Source organism: Aureibacter tunicatorum, from assembly GCF_036492635.1.
Taxonomy (GTDB): Bacteria; Bacteroidota; Bacteroidia; order Cytophagales; family Cyclobacteriaceae; genus Aureibacter; species Aureibacter tunicatorum.
This window is the reverse complement of sequence record NZ_AP025305.1, coordinates 3,854,615-3,874,918: the sequence shown is the minus strand read 5'-3', so window position 1 is coordinate 3,874,918 and position 20,304 is coordinate 3,854,615. Positions and strand designations below refer to the sequence as shown.

The window sequence follows — 20,304 nt, the reverse complement described above, 5'->3', positions numbered from 1 at the left end:
TAGAGTACACCTTAATCGGTTTTTATACCGATTTGTGTTGCGGACTAGTATCGCTTTGCTCTTGCTTGCAGGTATTTTATTTGTTTTGATGCATTTGCCACCTGTTCAGCTTTGGTTGGTAAATAAGGTGACCACTTTTTTGGAGGATAGGACAGGCTATAAGACCAATATAGACAAAGTATACTTTAATTGGTTTGACGAACTTACTGTCGAAGGCCTTGATGTACTTGATTTGAATGACAGTAGTTTTATCAAGGCTGAAAAAGTTAGTGTTGATTTTGATTTCCCAGCTTTGCTTGATCCAAATAAAATTATGCTGAATGAAGCGTATATTCACGGGGCTAGAGTTGAGTTATTAAAAAGGGATACATCTGATTTGTATACCGTTGTAGATTGGTCTAAGAAGCTTGTGGGGGCATTTAAAGATAGCGTAGCTTCGGATACGCTAGTAATTCGCGATAAAAAGCTGGCAAAACCTTTTATCGTGAATAAAATTTATCTGTCAGGCTCTGATTTTTTATTCACCAATCATTATAAAGCTCCGATTGAGCATGGTTTTGATTATTTCAATTTCAAGTTTTCGGATTTAACGGGTGAGTTTAGCAACATGTACATTCGCGGGGATACTTTTAAAGTTCAATTGAATCAATTGACTGGTATCGATTCGATTAGCGAGATTGAAGTTGGGGGAATGAGCGGTAATTACCTTACCAGCAATAATGCTATGCATTTCGACGACTTGAAATTGTTGATGAATGAAACCGAAATCAATGGCCAGATGAGGTGGCGATATGATAGCTACGCGTCATTTAGCCATTTTATTGATAGCGTGCACATGAAAATCAATCTTGATGAGTCCAAGATATATTCTTCAGATGTTGGTTATTTTAATAAATTCATTGATGATCAAGTTCCTGCGCATTATTGGGTTCAAGGAGATTTTGAGGGTGTAGTTAGCAATTTCAAGGTTAGCGATGCGAAAGTCAGCTATGGAAAGTCGAGTAAGTTAAGTGGAGATTGCAAAATTATTGGAGCTCCTGATTTGAAAAAGACATTTATTATTGCAGATGTTAAAAAAGCGAGTTCTAATGCTGATGATTTATCTTATTATTTGACTGAGAGAGTGGAACCTTTAGATAATTTGGGCTCTTTTCATTGGAATGGAAGTTTTTCAGGTTTTATCGATGATTTTGATTTGAATGTTGATTTGCATGGCAAAAATGCAGGGTCGAATCAATTGAAAGTTTCTATAAAAAAGGACCCTCTTGATTCTACGAGATACATCTACAATGGTGATTTTGAGATGTTGGAATTGCCTTTAGGTCATTTGATTACGGGCAATACAGATCTCGTGGATGACTTGAATGGAAAGGTTAAATTCGCGCTTAATGGATTTGATCCATTGAATGACAAAATGGACATAGACCTTTCAATGGATTCACTAAAAATTCAAGGCAAGAATGTGAAAAATGTAGCTTTTAGATATAAAAGCGCTGCTCAATTAGGTTTAGGCTCATTTGAAGTAAGAGATAAGAATGCTGATTTAGCTGTTTACGCGACGGTTAACACTCAGAATAGTGTCGAGAATGTTCAATTTAACGGTGAGATCAACACGCTTAATTTTATGAAATTGGGCTTGTCCAACATGGATTTGATCATGGGGATGGAGTTCTTTGGCGAAATCCATGATTTTGATTTAGATAGAGTTAATGGTTTAATGAGTTTCAGTAATATAAAACTTGATAAAGGGGGAAAACAAAAATTTCATTCCAAAAGAGTAAATGTTCAAATTCACAAACAGAATAAAGACAATTTCATTAATATCAAGTCAGAAAGAATAAATGCTCAAATCGTAGGGGACTTTAGAGTTACGAGGTTAGTGCGTGATTTGGCCAATGTGGCCCAAAGGTATGCTTTACAGTTTTTGAATGACTCTAAAGCTCAATGGATTAAGATAAATCCAGCAAAAAGGCCTTATGAGGCCGATTATGATTTTACTTTTAAGCGGATGACTGATTTAGCCAGTGTGTTTTCTGAAGACTTGGTGCTGCCTGATGAGTTTAATCTGCAAGGAAAAATTAAAAAGGACAGTATTTATTCATTTTCAGCAAACACTTTTGTTGATAACTTTGAGTACGGTGCTCACTCTGCTTTTAACACCTCTCTGGATATGAAGCTTAAGTTAGGTTTGAAAAATGCTTATAATTATTTCAATCTAAGTGTATTGTCAGAAGAGCAAGTGTTGGGTTCTGTGCTAACAGAGAATATGCTTGGAGAGGTTGTTTGGATTAACGATAAGATGGACTTCCTGGGAAGTATTAAAGCTACAGAACTTAAAAGTGATGTTAACTTGAGTGGTAGAGTTAACTATTATAAAGATTCTTCTGATATTTCTTTGTCAAGCAGTCAGTTGAGACTATTGGATCATGTTTGGACGATTAATCCATCCAATAAGGTTTCCATATCTAAAAACAGGTTTGCATTTTACGATTGGAGCTTTACTCATGATGACCAGTTGATCGGTTTTGATGGTACTATTGGATCCTCTTTGGATGATCAATTTAATTTTTATAGTGAGAATTTTGATATGCAACCGTTATCCGATTTGCTTGGAAAGAAGCTGGAAGGGATGATGGATGCTAAAGTGAATGCAAGCGGTATTGCAGGGAAAAGTCCAATCGTCATATCGGATATCTTGATAAGTGAATGTAAAGTTGAAGATATTCCAATTGGTACGATTAGTCTTGATACTGAATGGGATACAAAGAGTAAGCAAGTCAAGGTTAAGAGTAAAGTGTTTGATGAATTCAATGAATTCATTCAGCTTTCAGGGTTTTATTCTCCCTATAAGCTAAAGGATCAATTGAATTTGACATGCAGGTTGAATTATATCCCTTTGTCATATGCGGGGCCATTTTTGAATGACTTTAGCCATTTCAATGGTTTTGCGAATGGAACAGTGCTAGTCTCAGGTTCTTTAACGAACCCTTTGCTTGATGGGATAGTAAGCATTGGTAGTGGTAGTGCTACTTACAATTTTACAAAAGTCAATTATTCGATGTATGGAGATATCTTGTTGAAAAATCGAAAAGTGATTTTTGATGATTTGAAGATTTTCGATAATGAGCTCAATGAAGGCATTATATTCGGTTCTATTGACCATGGAAATCCATCCAAGATAATGTTTGATATTGGAGGTGAGTTTGAAAATATATTGGCATTAAATACTGAGCTAGGTGACAATTCGAAATTTTATGGCAAAGCATATGGCACTGGTTCAATAGCTCTTACTGGAGATATGTCAAATATTAAATTTTCCGCAGACGCGACTACTGGCAAGAATACCAAAATCAAGATCCCATTGACGGAGGACTTCACTGCTGTTGAGGAAGAGAGTTTTATTAGATTTAAAAAGAAGGAGTCTGGTGAAAAGGTTCATAAAGGCAAAAAAGAGAAAACGAAGCCTAAGGTTTCCAATTATGAAATCGATATGAATTTGGACATTACACCCGAAGCTGTGTTTGAAGTAATTTTCGATCCATTGACTGGTGATATTATCAGAGGGCAAGGAAACGGGGATTTGAATATTCAATACAATAAAAGTGGAGATTTCAATATGTTTGGCGATTTTGTCTTTCAAAAAGGAGGATACAATTTCACTTTTTATAATTTGATAAGCAAAGAATTCAATATTAAGCCTCAAAGTAAAATTACATGGTCTGGGGATCCGTATCAAGCCAAAGTAGACTTGATGGCAGAGTATACACAGCTGACTTCAGTTGCTTCATTATTCTCTCCTGAGATGGCCAAAGCACCAGATATTAGAAGAAAGTATCCGGTTACCGTTTCTTTGGGCATAAAGGGTGATTTGCTTCAGCCTGATTTGGATTTCGACATTAATGTGTTTGATTATCCTGAAAATATCATTTATGATGGAAATTCAGTCCCTATGGGAGTTAGGATCGAATCTTTTGAAAATACTCTGAGAACAAACGAGCAAGAGATGAACAAGCAGGTGTTTAGTCTGATTATCTTGAAGAAATTGGCGGCTGAAGATAGTGGCTTGGATGCTGGAAATTCAGTAGGAAATAGCATGAGCGAGTTCTTCTCTAATCAGTTAAGTTATTGGATAAACCAGGCGGTTGACGAGAATTTGGAGGTGGATATTGATTTAGGCTCGTTCAATGAAGCTCAGTTGGAAACTTTTCAATTGAGATTGTCATATGCTTTTCTTGATGGCCGTATCAGAGTGACCAGAGACGGGGGGTTTACTGATGCCGAATCCAAAGCGAGCGTTTCAAGTGTGCTTGGCGACTGGACTGTTGAGGCAATCCTGACAAAGGATGGGAAATGGAAGTTGAAGATGTATAATCGAAACAACTTCAACAGTTCTTCTTCAAACTTGCAAAGAGCTACCACTACAACTATAGGGTTTAGTGTGCAGCATACTCGCAATTTTAATACATTAAGGGAACTGTTGGGCATAAAACCACGTAACAACAATCAACTTCCTCCAGTGTATATCGATGATTCTTCACCATTGCCGATCGAGGATAATTTCATTTTCATGAAAGATTCTATTCAATAATGAGCAAAGTAAATATATTTTGGTTCAGACGCGATTTAAGACTGGACGACAATCGAGGACTCTTTGATGCACTTTCTCAATCATTTCCGGTTCTTCCCACTTTTATTTTTGATACAAATATACTTGATAGGCTTGAGGATCGTGATGACGCCCGTGTTGGCTTTATTTATCAACAATTAGTATCTATTAACAAGGCTTTAAAAAACGTTGAATCCTCGGTTTTGATTAAAATTGGAGATCCGCTTGAGGTATTTCAGCAATTATCGGAAGAATACGATTTGAACGCTGTATACACCAATCATGATTATGAGCCATATGCGAAAGAAAGAGACAGTATGGTTGCGAATTTTTTAAAAGAAAAGGATGTGAACTTTTACTCGTTCAAGGATCAAGTGATTTTTGAGAGGAGCGAGGTGGTTAAGCCGGATGGTGAATTTTACAAGGTTTTTACTCCTTATAAAAGAGTTTGGTTGAGCACACTTTCGGATGAGCATCTTAATTCGTATCCTTCTGAAGATCTTTTGAGTAATTTTATTAAAAATAGATTTGATGTTCCTTCTTATGATGCGTTGGGCTTTAAGGTAAATCATAATATTAAAATTCCATCAATAGCTATAAGTGATGAAATAATTTCAAGTTATGACCAGACTCGCGATTTTCCTGGTGATGAACAAGGCACATCAAGACTTGGAGTGCATTTAAGACATGGTTCTTTAAGCATAAGAAAGCTTATGAGAAAAGCTTTGGATTTGAATGAAACTTATCGGGATGAACTGATATGGAGGGAGTTTTACATGATGATACTCGATCATAATCCTCATGTTGTTGATCAAGCCTTTAAACCAAAATATGACAGAATCGAATGGAGCAATAATGAAGATTATTTTGAGAAATGGTGCTTGGGCTTAACTGGGTTTCCAATTGTGGATGCTGGAATGAGACAGCTGAATCAAACAGGATACATGCACAATAGGCTAAGAATGATTACATCTTCATTTTTGACAAAAGTATTGCTTGTGGATTGGAGATGGGGAGAAGCTTATTTTGCTAGAAAATTATTGGACTATGACCTTTCAGCCAATAATGGTGGTTGGCAATGGGCGGCGGGGACAGGCACGGATGCTCAGCCGTATTTTAGAATATTCAATCCTGATTTGCAAGTGAAAAAATGGGATCCAAAGAAAGTGTATCTTAACCAATGGATTCCAGAATTAACGAGTGAAGAATACCCATCTCCTATTGTTGATTATAAGAGTGCGAAAGAGAAGGCTTTGTTTGAATATAAAAGAGCTTTGGACGGTTGACTACCTTGCTAGTGATTCAATACTCGTTTGTTTGATGGTTTGGCTTTCGCATAGAAGTATTCGCGCTGGATGCTTTTCTATCATAGAATATGCGTGAGTCGCCATGAGAATAGCCGTTCCTTTTCTATTGATGCTTTCAAACAGCTCATAGATTTCTTCAGAAACTTCCGGGTCCAAATTACCGGTGGGTTCATCAGCAATCATGATTTGCGGATAATTTACCAATGCTCTAGCTATTGAGACTCTTTGCTGCTCGCCTCCGGAAAGTTGAAAGGGAAATGAATCACATTTTGTACTCAAGCCCACGTCCATCGTAAGTTCCGCTATGCGTGTTTTGATTTTTGAACGATCTTTCCAGCCTGTTGCTCTCATAACAAACTCTAGATTCTCAGCCACAGTTCTGTCGTCGAAAAGTTGAAAATCTTGAAATACAATCCCCATTTTACGACGCAAGCTGGATATTTGTTTTCTTTTGATCTTAGTCAAGTCAAATCCAGCAACGCTTGCTTTGCCGACATTTATCGAGTGGTCGGCATAAAGAGTTTTCAGCAAAGTGGATTTTCCACTACCAGTTCTTCCGACCAGATACACGAATTCCCCTTTGGAGATTTCAAAGTTGATGTTCTCTAGAATTTTATTTTCATTCTGAAAAATAGCGCCTTCTTGGAAGGAGACGATTGGGTCGGAGTTGAAAGTCATGTTGTTTATATTTCGAGTTTTTGCAACTTGCCGTAAGGTAGGTTGTCAATGATTTCTTTTAAGCTTTCTTCTTTTCCTTCCAGACCGTATTTTTCCAGCTTTTTTAGAGGCCTGTCGGCTCTGAAGTAGGCAGTGAGAAGGAATGCATCATCGCGAAGTTGAATATAATCCGGAATTTTAGCTTTTCCTTTTACTTTGATGATATACATATTATATCTTGTTGCTAATAATCTAATGAGCGTTTTTTATACGGAAAAAAATTGATTAGTGTTTTTCTGTATATGAATTAAAATATTAAACGAAGTTATTACTCGACTCCGTTTAATATTTTATTAATGATCTTATTATTTCTCGTTCACACGCTTGTGATCAGCAAGAAATTGAGCCAGGCCTTTGTCTGTCAATGGGTGGTTAAGCAAAGCCAAGATAGCTTTAAGCGGCGCAGTGATTACATCAGCACCTAGTTCAGCGCATTCAAGAACATGCTTTGGCCCTCTTACAGAAGCGGCTAAAACCTCAGTTCCGAAGTCGTAGTTTGCGTAAATAGCAGTGATTTGATCGATTAAATCAGTTCCATTAGCTCCAATGTCATCAAGTCTTCCCATGAATGGAGAAACGTATGATGCTCCTGCTTTTGCGGCAAGAATTGCTTGTCCCGCAGAGAAAATCAATGTGCAGTTAGTTCTGATGCCTTTGCTAGAGAAATATTTTATCGCTTTAAGTCCATCTTTGATCATAGGGATCTTTACGACGATTTTTGGACTGATAGCTGCCAATTCTTCTCCTTCTCTGATCATGCCCTCATAGTCAGTAGCAATAACTTCCGCGCTAACTTTGTCATCAACAATGTCGCAAATCGCTTTGTAATGAGCTTTTACATTTTCATCTCCACTGATCCCTTCTTTTGCCATCAATGACGGGTTAGTAGTCACTCCGTCAAGAATGCCCAAATCATAAGCTTCTTTGATTTCCTCAAGATTGGCCGTATCAATAAAAAATTTCATATGTGTTTATAGTTTGATTATAAATCTTTTCAATCTCAAATATAGCTATACTTTAATCAAAAAATAAACGGGCTTAATTATTTATGGAGGTGATTTGATAAAATAATTGTCCGCAGAGTTTGTGGCTCTGCGGACAAGGCGGACAGCGGTGTATAAGGTAAATGTAGGAAAATAAGCTGTCCGCTATACAGCCCCGCAAAGGAATGATTACGGAATATGGATAGCGAGGCTAGTTTCTTGGCTTCAAGAATTGCATGTTTATAGCTGTGAATAGCTGAAATGTTGGTTGGTACATGCCTTTTGAAGCTATCGAGTATTGCGGCTCGATGAAGACATTATATACTGTATTGTTTATTTTCACGATTTTTCCGATACCAATGCCTAAGGGAATGTTGTATTCGCCTCTTTCTATATCGAATATAGCGGATGGGGCTCCTCTTAAGTAAGTCCCGTTGCCCAGCTGGATAAATGCGAATGGTTGGACGATAAGTTTGTTAGTAACAGGAGTTTCGCTGTTGTCAGTAAGCGAATGCTCATAAGTGACCAAACCTCCGCCTTGAATTCGCGGGTTGCCTCCGGCAAATACGACAAGAGCTCCGCCAAGATTCCAAGTGTCATTGGAGAATGAATTGGTCCCGGTAGGCATCGTCAGCTGAGGACCTATGCCAATTTGAGTTGAGCTGGTTGGATCTGTCAAGAGATAAGTAGCGAAGATATTCAAGTCTCCTAAACCGGATTTTGAACCAAAATCCATATCTGGAGAGCTCCCAGAATATGAAAGCGTGGATATTGGCAAGGTTGCTCTTACTAAGAAACGACCAACGGGTTGAGCGTACCTTAGCATTGTCGTTCCTCCTGACATGCCATCCACTCCACTCAAGTTAGGAGCGTAATAATGCTGTATATTGAAAGCTTTCATGTTTGCCAACGGGTTGTTGGCTTGCTTCAATTGTTTGTTAGAGTTTTTGTCTTGAGCTTGCAGTGTTGCGCAAGTTGAAATTAAAATGATAATGAGATAAATTCTTTTGAGCATCGTTCAAATGATTGCGTTTTAACAACAGCAAAATTAATCATTAAGGCTCTTGGAGATTATCCGATTTTGTTATTAGAGTATCCGATTAAGACAGCTTTAGTGTAAGAAAAAAATGGCGAGAATTGATTTCCTCGCCATTTTTTAAATTATGATGCTTTTTTTATGTCGCTATCAAAGAATTCCAGTTTGCTTTTGACATTGTTTTTAGGCGCTAACAAACGATGATAGAAGAATATGGCGAAGAATACTAACATAAACGCTCCTACTTGGTGCAACACTCCTAGGGTAACAGGTACTTTGAATATAAGCGCCGATATGCCTAGAAGCAGTTGTATATTCAGCATAATTATCATCGAGGCTAAACCGCCTTTCTGGGTTTTTCCAAGATCCGATGATTTTCCTTTGAAAAAGATGACAATACCTAAAGCGAACACTAAATAAGCGATGATTCTATGAGCGAATTGAACGCCTGCGAGCCCTTTGATGAAATTAAGGTAAAGAGGGTTTAGCGCAGTAACAGCTTCTGGCATCCAGCTGTCTCCCATTAATGGGAATGTATTGTATACGAAGCCAGCTTTTAGCCCAGCTACGAAAGCCCCATAAATAATTTGAATAAACAATGCGAAGATAAATATTCGTGTCATTCTAATGAGGCTTCTGTCGAAAGATCCTCTGGTGTTTCTGCCATGAAACATAAGCCCAAAAGCTGTCCAAATTATAGCGACGAAAGTAATCAATGCTGTGATCAAGTGCGCGGCAAGTCTGTAGTGGCTTACGTAAGGCACGTCTACCAAGCCGCTTTTTACCATGTACCAGCCCATGAACCCTTGAAAAGCTCCTAATGCTAATATGAGCAACAGTTTTCGGTTGAGTTTGCTGTCGATTTTGTTTTTAAATAGAAAATAAAAATACGGAATCAGAAAAACTATCCCTATGATCCTGCCAAGCAATCTATGCAAATATTCCCACCAGAAAATTTGTTTGAAATCGTCCAATGTAAAATTGTAGTTGAGTTTTTGAAACTCAGGAAATTTTTGATACTGTTCAAAAGTGTTGAGCCATTGGCCTTCGCTTAGAGGCGGTATCGCTCCACTAATTAAGTTCCAGTCAACCATGGAGAGACCAGAATGAGTTAGTCTGGTGATCCCTCCAATCACGACCATAGCGAAAACCAGTGCCGCTCCAATAAAAAGCCAAATAATTATAGGTCTGAATGTTTTTTCTCCCATGTTAGTAGTTGCTTCGGTGTTTCTGTAGTGAGTAGCTAAATATAATCACTAAAACTCGCATTCGCATATGAAGCTTATATGTTTTTAGCTAGATTAGTGATTGTTTTGTCATTGTAGGATTAGGTCGAAAGCTGTTGTAATCATTTGTGAATGAGTTGCTAACCGTATAGATCGAATATCTTTTCGGCGCATCTTTCTCCGTCAATAGCCGCGGAAGCTATGCCTCCTGCATATCCAGCTCCTTCTCCACAAGGAAATAGCCTTTTGACCATGGAATGCTCTAGTGTTTCGTTGTCTCTTGGGATTCTTACAGGTGAGGATGTTCTGCTTTCCACGCCAAGGATTTGGGCTTCGTTGGTCATATAGCCTTTCATTTTTTTGCCAAATGCTTTAAAAGCATATTTTAATCGATGGCCAACAGGCTCAGGCAATACATTGCGCATGTCCACACTGACAAGACCCGGTTGATATGAACTTTCTAAAAGGGATTTTGAAGTTCTGCCTGAAACGAAGTCGGCAAGTCTTTGGGTTGGGGCTGCTTGAGTGCTTCCGGCTTCTCTGAAAGCTTGTTGTTCAATCGCCTGTTGGTATTTCATGCCGGCGAGGTTGCCATATTGAGCGTATAAAGGTCCCCAGTCCTTTTCATCCACAGAAACCACTATTCCTGAGTTGGCGAACTTAGAATCTCTTCGCGAAGGAGACATGCCATTCACGACAATTTCTCCGGGAGCAGTGGCGGCAGGAACAATGAACCCTCCAGGACACATGCAAAAGGAGAAAACGCCTTTTCTCTCGCCATTGTACATGATTTGATTGACTAAACTGTATGATGCTGCTGGTAAGTATTCGCCTCTGCCTGTTGAGCAATGATATTGTATCGAGTCGATAAGGTTCTGAGAATGCTCAACCCTAACTCCCAAAGCGAAAGGCTTTGCTTCAATGTCGATTTTCTTATCTTCCAAAAGCTCAAAAATGTCTCTGGCAGAGTGTCCTGTAGCCAATAAAACAGCTTCAGCTAAAATTGTGTCGCCATTTTGAGTTTTTATTCCTTTTACTTGTCCGTCTTCCATGATGAAGTCGGTGACTTTTGCGTCAAAATGAACTTCGCCACCAGCGCTGATGATGCTTTCTCTCATTTCAGCGATGATTTTGGGAAGTTTATTGGTGCCGATGTGAGGATGGCTATCGACAAGGATATCAGGGTTAGCCCCATGGCTAACGAAGATTTCCATTATTCTTTTGAAGTCTCCTCTTTTTTTGGATCTAGTGTAAAGCTTGCCATCTGAATAAGTTCCAGCTCCGCCTTCTCCAAAGCAATAATTGGAATCCGGATTTACAATATGTTCCTTGTTAATTGCCGCCAAGTCTCTTCTGCGGGTTCTTACGTCTTTTCCTCTTTCGAGAATGATAGGTTTCATGCCAAGTTCTAGCAGTCTTAACGCGGCGAATAAGCCCGCAGGTCCAGCGCCGATTATGATTGCGCTTTTGCTGTTTTCGACATTTTGGTACTCTTTCGAGTATTCTATTAGACTAACAGGATCTTCATTGATGAACAAGTTCGCGCTTAAGTTAACTTTGATTTTTTTTGTTCTAGCATCTATGGATCTGTTGGTTAACTGAATGTTGAGGATGTCTTGGTCATTCAGTCCGGATTTTTTCCGCAAGAAGTTGTCAAGCTTATGTTCGTCAAATGCGATCTCAGGAGGCAAGGAGAATTTTACTTCTTTTTTCATAGGCGTAAAAGCGAAGGGTTTCGCTGTAGCTATTTTGATTTGAGTGGCTATGGGCTTCGACAGCAGGCGATGCTACTGTCGAAGTATTGTAATTAATAGTATCTGTCGATATGCTTGTCCTTGAAGTTGCTTTCTTCCAACTGAAGGAATTGTTCCCAAAATGAATTTTGAGGAACTCCAGCTCTAAGAAAAATAGGTTCTTTTTTTACTGGGTGTATGAATTTTAGGTTTTTGGCGTGAAGGTTAATGCTTCCGTCAGGATTAGGTTTTGAAAATCCATACTTTATGTCCCCTCTGATTGGACAGCCCATTGAAGCTAGTTGCACGCGTATCTGATGCGGTCGACCTGTATGAGGCCTTACCTCTAAAAGCCAATGGTCATTAAGCTTGCCTAAAGACTTGTATTCAAGCACGGACTTAAGAGCTCCTTCTTCCGGCTTGTCGTAAGCTGTAGTGACATTTTTCTGAGAATCTTTTTTTAGATAATGCACCAGCTTATCTTGCTTTTTAGGCGGTTTCTTTTTCACAACAGCCCAATAAACTTTATGAATATCCTTTTTTCTGAAGAGTTCATTCATTCTCTCCAAAGCTTTGGATGTTCGAGCGAATACAACAAGACCGCTTACCGGTCTGTCCAGTCTGTGAACGCAACCCAAAAAGACTGCTCCGGGCTTGTTGTATTTTTCTTTAATATAATCTTTGCAGTAGTCTATCAAAGGCTTGTCACCTGTTTTGTCTCCTTGCACGAGAACGCCGGATTCTTTATCAACAACAAGCAGATGATTATCTTCATATACTACTTTGAATGGGTATTTCATAATTATTCGAATTCTGAAGTGAAATGGAAATTAATGTCAGGGAAATTGTCCTGAACCATTTGCAACCAAGCTCTTGTTTCCGCCATGAAGACAAGTTTTCCATCTTTGTCTTGAGCAATGTGCCTGTATTTTGATTTCACAAACTCATCAAGTTTTTTTCTGTCGTCGCAACTGATCCAGCAAGCTTTGTACATATTCAAAGGAACAAAGTCGCAAGTGGCTCCATATTCGTGTTTTAGTCTGTGCTGGATCACCTCAAATTGGAGCGCTCCCACTGTACCGATGACCTTGCGAGAACCCATTTCATAGACGAACATTTGCGCTACACCTTCTTCCATCAACTGCTTCAATCCCTTTTCCAGCTGTTTGGTTTTCATTGCGTCTTTATTGATGACTTCTTTGAAAATCTCAGGAGAGAAGCTAGGAATGCCTTTGTAAGTGGCTTTCTCACCATCGGTCAAAGTATCTCCAATTTTAAGGTTTCCAGTGTCATATAGACCTATAATATCTCCAGGGAAAGCTTCGTCAATGGTTTCTTTTTGTTGAGCCATGAAAGCTGTCGCGTTGGAGAATTTGAATTTCTTGTCTTGTCTAACATGGGTGTAAGCTTTTGTACGCTCAAACTTCCCAGAGCAAATTCTCAAGAAGGCGATACGGTTTCTATGCTTGGGGTCCATGTTTGCGTGAATTTTGAAAACGAAACCTGTGAATTTGCTTTCAAAAGGAGAAACTTCTCTTAAATCGGTTTCTCTTGGCTTTGGATTCGGCGCAATTCTGATGAAAGTATCCAACAGCTCTCTAACTCCGAAATTGTTCACAGCACTGCCAAAGAAAACAGGAGCGACCTTACCGTCAAGATAATCTTGAACATTAAAGTCGGAGTAAACGGATTCGATCAAATCAACATCTTCTCTTAGTTGGTCCGCGTCATTTTCTCCAATAATGTTTTCCAATTCAGGATCATTGATATCTTCAACTTTTAGGGTATCGTTGTTCAGTTCTCGTCGACTAGCTTGAAACAGAATCAAATCCTTGTCATACAAGCTGTAAACTCCTTTGAAGCTTTTTCCCATATTTATAGGCCAGCTTAAAGGGCGAACTTTGATGTTTAGTTTGCTTTCTACTTCATCCAGCAGGTCGTAAGGGTCTTGTCCTTCGCGGTCAAGCTTGTTGATAAAGCAAATTACAGGAGTGTTACGCATACGGCACACTTCCATAAGTTTTTGAGTTTGTTCCTCAACACCTTTTACACAGTCAATAACCATTACCACACTGTCAACAGCGGTTAAAGTACGGTATGTGTCTTCCGCAAAATCTTTGTGTCCTGGCGTGTCGAGCAAGTTGATTTTGACATCCTTGTATTCAAATCCCATGACGGAAGTCGCTACGGATATACCTCTTTGCTTTTCGATTTCCATGAAATCGGACTTGGCGTGATCCTTGATTTTATTTGACTTGACAGCGCCAGCGGTTTTGATTGCGCCTCCAAATAGCAGGAGCTTTTCTGTTAGCGTTGTTTTTCCCGCATCGGGGTGGCTAATGATGCCGAAAGTTCTTCTTTTGTTTATTTCTTGCTCGAATGACATGTAATCAATCTTGTTTTATGGAATTGTACCGTTTTTTCTTTGAGTAAGTCTTAACTCGACTAAAGGAAGTTTGTAACGCTTGTCGCTTATAGGTTAATTTCCAGAGAGTTAAACGAATGTTGCGTTGTGATTCTTGCCTTTTAAATCAATTCGCAAAATTAATTAATTATGCCTCAATAATGAAAGAATTGTTTGATTTTGCATTCAAACAAATTGGGCTATGTTTTGTTATACTTTAAAGTCAAAAATTAATATGTGTTTATAATTAAAACAATTATTTTTTATATATTTGAGTATGAATTACAAGTCGCTCCTTCTATCTCTACTATTTTGCTTTATATGCATACCATATTGTGCGTATGCGGAGACAGAGAAGCCTTCCTCTATGGTAAGATTGGAAAGGGAGGTTGAGGATTTGTTTTACTCTTCTCATCAATATCTTTATCGAAATTCAGAGCATTCAGAGGATTATTTATTTAAAGCATTAAGAATATGCAAAATAAATGATATGGATAGTCTTATGCATGAGACTTACTGGAGAATAGGCGAGGTTAATAGAGTGTTGGGAAAGCATGACAATGCTTTAGTATATCTCAGGAAATCCTTTATCAATGCTTTGGATAAAAACAATACTAGCTTGAAGGCTAGAAACTATCAGACGCTTGGGGCGATTCACTTGGAATTCGAGCATTATTCCGATGCGATGAATTATTTTCTCAAAAGCCAGTCGTTGTATAGAGAAATTGGAGACAAGGAAGGAGATCATTATACATTGGCTGGAATAGGAGAGATTCAGCTAGAGCAAAATAGGTTCATTAAAGCAAAAGAAAGTTTTCAAAAATTGTTGGATTACGGTTATAGGTCGAAGAATTTCTTTTTTCAAGCTACCGCTTATAATTTATTGGCAAAAATGTACTCCAACCCATCCAATCCTTACAAAAATCAGAAACTTGCCAAGGACTATTACGAACAGGCTATCGAAAGAAATCAAACCAGCAATAACAAATTGGGAATGGTGGATAGCTACGAAGGGTTGGCGAAGATGAGTATTGTGAAGGATGTGAGCATTGCAAGAGGCGATTGGAAAAAATCCTTGGGCTATTATAATATGGCATTGAAAGCGGGGAAGCGGGCAGATAACAAAAAGATGATTGCCGATATTACAACGCAACAAGCCAATATATATAAAGCATTGAAAAAGTATGAAACGGCTGAAAAGACATATCAGAATGCGTTGAAGCTTGCCAGAGCAATCCCGAGTTTGTCGCAAATGAATGAAACGATTTTGCAACTTTCTCAACTTTATGAGGAAAAGGGAGACTATTACAAGGCTTTAAGTTATTATAAACTTGCGAAGGAGAAGCGGATCTCCATGAATAATAATTATTTGCTTCAAGAGTTGAAGTTGATAGAGAGCAATTATGAAGATGTTCAAAATGCTCAGGTAATTGCGAGAAAAGATGATGTGCTTCAAACCCAGTTTATTATAATACTTGGGATAAGCTCATTTTTGTTTTTAATGTTGGGCTTGATTTACCTTTTATTCAAGTACAATAAAGCCAAGGATGTAACGAATAAGAAGCTGAGTGTTTTGAATCAAGAAATCACTTCGCAAAAAGAGGAGATGAGATTGCAGGCGGAAGAGTTGAAGGTTGCGTATCAACATGTAGAAATGGTGAATCAAAACTTGGAAGCCTTGGTGGATCATAGGACAGCTCAGTTGCAGAAAAGCAATGATGAGATGGACACTTTTTTATATAGAACCTCTCATGATTTTAGACGACCTTTGACGACTTTGATGGGATTGTCGCAAGTAGCCCAATTGGATAAAGACAGCGATTCCTTGCTTCAGTTGTTTGAAAAAGTGAATGTGACTGTGGAGCATATGGATGAAATGCTGCATAAGCTTCAGATGATCAGTCAACTTGATATGAAAAATCAAGACTTGGAAGAAATAGATTTTGAGGGAGGAATTCAGGCATTGATACTTACGTTCAGCGAAAGCTTGGAAAGCAAGGGTATTGTAGTTGATTACAATGTCGATGTTGAAGAGCCTTTTGTGTGTTATCGAGAGATGTTTTTTACGATTCTTCACAATCTTTTGGATAATGCTATCAAATTCTCCAAGCCGTCTAATGGCAAGATTGTTATTTCAATCGATCAGAATGATGATAAGCTATGCATACGTGTTGCCGACAATGGCGTAGGGATTATCGATAATTGTCAAAAGAAAATTTTTAATATGTACTACAGAGGTAATCAAAGCTCCACAGGTAGCGGTATCGGTTTGTTTATAGTGAAAAAAGCTGTGGAAAGACTGGAAGGTGAAATCAAGGTGGAAAGCAAAGTCTCCAAAGGCAGTGCGTTTGCCATATGTTTGCCATATAGTAGGGAAGAAAGTAATTCGCCAAGCCGTTTGACAAGTTCTTTGGAAAGTGCAGAAAAATAGGGAATAAAAAAAGGCTCTATACTAGAGCCTCTTTATCGTTATTTTTTACTTTAAGTTCTTTTTCTTGCTTCACGTCTTTTTTAGTATAAGTTGGGCAAGTGTACTGTGCGCATGACGCCATACCAAACCCGAAAAACACCGCTAGTATCAATACCTTTTTCATTTTCAATTTATTTAGTTTTACATTTATACATACACTATTTCCTATAATTAAATTAACCTCAATTTGTTCGTAGCTCTGCGAGCCATTTACACAACACCTTTTAAACTTGAAATAAACTTAATGAAAGAAAATGAAAATTCAAGTTGGAATATTATGCAACCATCTTGTGCCAAATTATTTCTTTAAAATAAATAAAAATCATGAAAAAAGAAAATTTATTGAAAAAATCAAATTGTCATTAAGTTGCATCCTCGAATATCGCTGTTGTCGAAGCGTCCCAAAACCTCGAATTTATTATCATGCAATTTGCCAAGATCCTGAGTTTCTATAAAGCTGCAAGAATGAATGTTTGCCAGATCGATAACATTGATGCCTCCGCTTGTTCTTTTGCTTACAGAGAAGGGGTCGTTCACATCCCTTAATAATATACGCATAGTGCTAGGCATTTCAAATATACCATCTCCATGAGAATAAGCTTGTGAGAGCAATTCCGTCATGCCGTATTCTGAATGGATTTTTGTCTGGCCAAATGAATTGCCAAGCTCCTCATGGACTTCGGCTCTGATCATTTCTTTTCTACGCCCCTTCATGCCTCCCGTTTCCATAATGGTTATGTTGGAGCTGGAAAAAGTATGAAGCTCGGCAAAATCCAGTAGCCCGAATGTAACTCCCATGAGCAGAACATTTTTATTGGTTGACTCGGCGCTTACGCAGGCTTCTTTCAAAGATTCGAATTCATTTAAATAAAACCCGGAGCGATGATCTTGGGTTAAATCAATGAAATGCTTAGCCATGGATACTAAAGACGAGTTGTCTCTTTCTAAATAGGAAGGCAACAAGGCTAATATGATATAGTCGTTTGGAGCGCTGTAAAAGTCGGTGAATATTTGCGTGGCAATTTTATGGTAAAATTCAATGTCTTCTACGTAATGCTTGCTTGTTGTGGTTCCGGTTGTGCCACTGCTTTCGAAGATTTTTTGAGTTGGCCATTCACCTGTTTTGACTTGATGCGTTTTGAAAAATGAAATAGGAAGAAATGGTATTTCATAAATGCTTTTAACATCTTCAGGATTGGTCTTTAGGAATTGAAGATATTCGCTGTAGACAGGATTGTGTTTTGCTTGAAATCGAAATAGCTCAAGCGCTACTTTATCAAAATCGTGGTTTTTGATATTAGATACAAGATATTTGAATTCATTTATGATTTTTTTTGTTTCCATGGTTCAAGAGTTGCTATGTGTCCAAGTGGATTCACTTAATGTACGGCTAAGTAGCAATTTTGATTTCTTTTCGAGAAATTTGCGAAGTACTCTGCCAAATGAAATATCAAGACGCAAATTTATGCGTTTCTAGTTAAACAGAAAAAATAGATGGATACGAATAAGCTTATCAAAAAATATAACATTCCAGCTCCCAGATATACAAGTTATCCTACAGTGCCTTTTTGGCAGCAAGAGCAAATTGCTTCAAATGATTGGTTTGAGGCCGTTAAGAAGACATTTGATATTTCAAATGATACTGAAGGGGTAAGTTTGTATCTGCATATGCCATTTTGCGAGAAACTGTGTACATATTGCGGTTGCAACAAAAGAATTACGGTTAACCATCGAGTGGAAGAGCCGTATATTGAGGCTTTGATGAAGGAGTGGGATACGTATTTGAAAGTGTTTGGCTCCAAGCCGAATATTAAAGAAGTGCATATCGGAGGGGGAACGCCTACGTTCTTTTCGCCTGAGAATTATATGAAGTTGTTTGGATATATCCAGTCAACATCCAATTATATGGAAGGCTTTGATTTTAGTTTCGAAGGCCACCCGAACAATACGACGTATGAGCATTTGAAAGCTTTTAAAGAGCTTGGGTTCACGAGAGTAAGTTATGGCGTTCAGGATTTTGATCTCAAAGTTCAGCAGACTATTAACAGGATTCAGCCTTATGAAAATGTCAAAAGAGCGACAGAGGATGCGAGAAGCTTAGGGTTTACATCTGTTAATTTTGATTTGGTTTATGGATTGCCTTTCCAAAGCATTGAAGTGATTGAAAATACGATACGCAAAGTGTCGGAATTGATGCCGGACAGGATCGCTTTCTATAGCTATGCGCATGTGCCTTGGGTGAGCCCTGGACAGAGAGCTTACACTGAAGCTGATTTGCCTAGTGATGATTATAAGAGAGCGCTTTATGAAAGAGGCAAAAGCATGCTGTTGGAACTAGGGTATGAAGAAATCGGCATGGATCATTTTGCTTTGGATGGAGATAAGTTGTTGCAAGCTCATAAAGATAGAACGATTCACCGTAACTTCATGGGCTACACAACAAATAACACTGAGTTGTTGGTAGGTTTGGGATGTTCATCCATTAGCGATGCTAAAATCGCTTACGCTCAGAATATCAAGAAAGTGGAGGATTATCAAAAAGCAATAGAGGCAGACAGTCATGCATTGACAAAGGGACACTTGTTAAATGATTCTGACTTATTGTTGAAGCAGGCTATTTTGGATTTGATATGCAAGGAAGAGCTTGTGTTGACGAATGAAATCAAATCAACGCTCACGGATGATGATTGGAATAAGTTGAAAGATTTTCAGGCGGAGGAAGTTTTAGCTATTCATGATGATAAAGTCAGCATGACTGAAATGGGAATGACATTTATTCGAAATGTATGCATGGTTTTCGATCAAAGATTGAAGGATAGCCAAAGAGAACGAGGAAATTTATTTAGCAAGTCAATTTAAATTATAGAAATATAACACAATTTGCAATCAAATTAGTTCTAGATTTTAGCTATTTATAATAATGGCTAAAGTTGAATTCTAATTTGATTGCTTATGTCTATACATTACAAGTCTATTGATGCGGTTGACAATATTAGTCGTGAGGATTTTCAGTCAGAATATTTAAGAGCAAGCAAGCCTTTGGTTGTAAAAGGCTTAAGTGAAAAGTGGCCTGCTCGGGAGAAGTGGACTTTTGACTATATAAAGTCAAAAGTAGGCAATAGAATTGTTCCACTATATGATAATTCCAAAGTAAGTCCGACAAAGAAAGTGAATGATCCAGTGGCGAAAATGCCATTCAATGATTATTTGGATCTTATTCAAAATCAACCTACAGATTTAAGAATTTTTTTATTCAATATTTTGAGTCACGTGCCTGAGTTGTGTCAAGACTTTAGCGTGCCGGATATTTCGGATGGTTTTTTGGAAAATTACCCGATGATGTTTTTTGGCGGAGGAGGCTCCAATGTATTTCTTCATTTTGACATTGACATGTCGCATGTTTTTCACACGCAGTTTCAAGGGAGAAAAAAAGTCTTGTTGTTTGATCCGGAGTATTCAAGAAATTTGTATCATGTTCCTTTTGGCGTCCATAATTTGGAAGAAATCGATCTGGAAAATCCCGATTTTGAAAATTATCCTGCGCTGAAAGGAGTGAGAGGATTGACTTACGATTTAGAGCCAGGCGATACACTGTTTATTCCTTCTGGTTGGTGGCACATGATGAAGTATCAAGAGGGGGGCTTCGCTTTGAGTCAGAGGTCAATGTCCAGTTCTTGGCTTACCCGTTTGGAGGGCTTGTATAATCTTTTTGTGCTACGTCAAGCTGATAACTTTGCAAGAAAATTATTTGGATATAGATGGTTGACTTATAAAGAAAGTTTGGCTATGAAAAGGGCTTCATTATTATGAAGCCCTTTTTGT

The 20,304-nt window shown here is 38.3% G+C and carries 15 protein-coding genes; 5 read left to right on the top strand and 10 right to left on the bottom strand.

Features of this window, described 5'->3' with window-relative positions; translation table 11 throughout:
* Positions 1 to 37: 37 nt before the first annotated feature.
* A complete protein-coding gene (locus AABK36_RS16350; protein WP_309940257.1) occupies positions 38 to 4,588 on the top strand; it encodes a translocation/assembly module TamB domain-containing protein in 4,551 nt (1,516 codons plus the stop codon).
* Positions 4,588 to 5,892: a cryptochrome/photolyase family protein gene (locus tag AABK36_RS16345; RefSeq protein ID WP_309940258.1), complete on the top strand. Its 1,305-nt coding sequence runs from the start codon at positions 4,588 to 4,590 to the stop codon at positions 5,890 to 5,892. Before AABK36_RS16350 ends, AABK36_RS16345 begins: the two co-directional genes overlap by 1 nt.
* Here AABK36_RS16345 and AABK36_RS16340 read toward each other — a convergent pair whose 3' ends face one another.
* From AABK36_RS16340 to AABK36_RS16305, 8 genes are all read right to left on the bottom strand, one after another.
* Entirely contained in the window at positions 5,893 to 6,591 is a 699-nt protein-coding gene (locus AABK36_RS16340; protein WP_309940259.1) for a cell division ATP-binding protein FtsE, read from the bottom strand.
* Between the two features lie 5 nt (positions 6,592 to 6,596).
* A complete protein-coding gene (locus AABK36_RS16335) occupies positions 6,597 to 6,800 on the bottom strand; it encodes a fructose-6-phosphate aldolase (RefSeq protein ID WP_309940261.1) in 204 nt (67 codons plus the stop codon).
* A gap of 135 nt (positions 6,801 to 6,935) precedes the next feature.
* Positions 6,936 to 7,595, bottom strand: coding sequence for a fructose-6-phosphate aldolase (gene fsa / locus AABK36_RS16330; RefSeq protein ID WP_309940262.1), 660 nt, complete (start codon positions 7,593 to 7,595; stop codon positions 6,936 to 6,938).
* A 229-nt stretch (positions 7,596 to 7,824) separates the two neighbouring features.
* Positions 7,825 to 8,628, bottom strand: coding sequence for a transporter (locus AABK36_RS16325; RefSeq protein ID WP_309940263.1), 804 nt, complete (start codon positions 8,626 to 8,628; stop codon positions 7,825 to 7,827).
* A 146-nt stretch (positions 8,629 to 8,774) separates the two neighbouring features.
* Positions 8,775 to 9,857 (bottom strand): COX15/CtaA family protein, encoded by a 1,083-nt coding sequence (locus AABK36_RS16320; protein ID WP_309940264.1) that lies wholly within the window; start codon positions 9,855 to 9,857, stop codon positions 8,775 to 8,777.
* A gap of 158 nt (positions 9,858 to 10,015) precedes the next feature.
* Positions 10,016 to 11,590, bottom strand: coding sequence for an NAD(P)/FAD-dependent oxidoreductase (locus tag AABK36_RS16315; protein WP_309940265.1), 1,575 nt, complete (start codon positions 11,588 to 11,590; stop codon positions 10,016 to 10,018).
* Positions 11,591 to 11,682: 92 nt separating this feature from the next.
* Positions 11,683 to 12,408, bottom strand: coding sequence for an RluA family pseudouridine synthase (locus AABK36_RS16310; RefSeq protein ID WP_374709128.1), 726 nt, complete (start codon positions 12,406 to 12,408; stop codon positions 11,683 to 11,685).
* Positions 12,409 to 12,410: 2 nt separating this feature from the next.
* Positions 12,411 to 13,994, bottom strand: a complete 1,584-nt coding sequence (locus tag AABK36_RS16305; protein WP_309940266.1) for a peptide chain release factor 3 — start codon at positions 13,992 to 13,994, stop codon at positions 12,411 to 12,413.
* Positions 13,995 to 14,379: 385 nt separating this feature from the next.
* On the opposite strand from AABK36_RS16305, the gene AABK36_RS16300 reads away from it, so the two are divergent.
* A complete protein-coding gene (locus tag AABK36_RS16300) occupies positions 14,380 to 16,443 on the top strand; it encodes a tetratricopeptide repeat-containing sensor histidine kinase (protein WP_309940267.1) in 2,064 nt (687 codons plus the stop codon).
* Positions 16,444 to 16,459: 16 nt separating this feature from the next.
* On the opposite strand, the gene AABK36_RS16295 is transcribed toward AABK36_RS16300, so the two are convergent.
* Entirely contained in the window at positions 16,460 to 16,606 is a 147-nt protein-coding gene (locus AABK36_RS16295; RefSeq protein WP_309940268.1) for a hypothetical protein, read from the bottom strand.
* A 227-nt stretch (positions 16,607 to 16,833) separates the two neighbouring features.
* The gene (locus AABK36_RS16290; protein ID WP_309940269.1) at positions 16,834 to 17,826 is read right to left on the bottom strand and encodes an acyl transferase; all 993 of its coding nucleotides are present in this window, start codon (positions 17,824 to 17,826) and stop codon (positions 16,834 to 16,836) included.
* A 150-nt stretch (positions 17,827 to 17,976) separates the two neighbouring features.
* On the opposite strand from AABK36_RS16290, the gene hemN reads away from it, so the two are divergent.
* Both hemN and AABK36_RS16280 read left to right on the top strand, forming a co-directional pair.
* Positions 17,977 to 19,341 carry an oxygen-independent coproporphyrinogen III oxidase gene (hemN, locus tag AABK36_RS16285; protein ID WP_309940270.1) on the top strand — a complete coding sequence of 455 codons (1,365 nt, stop codon included), beginning with the start codon at positions 17,977 to 17,979 and terminating at the stop codon, positions 19,339 to 19,341.
* 93 nt (positions 19,342 to 19,434) lie between these two features.
* Positions 19,435 to 20,292 (top strand): cupin-like domain-containing protein, encoded by an 858-nt coding sequence (locus tag AABK36_RS16280; protein ID WP_309940271.1) that lies wholly within the window; start codon positions 19,435 to 19,437, stop codon positions 20,290 to 20,292.
* The last annotated feature ends 12 nt before the right edge of the window (positions 20,293 to 20,304 follow it).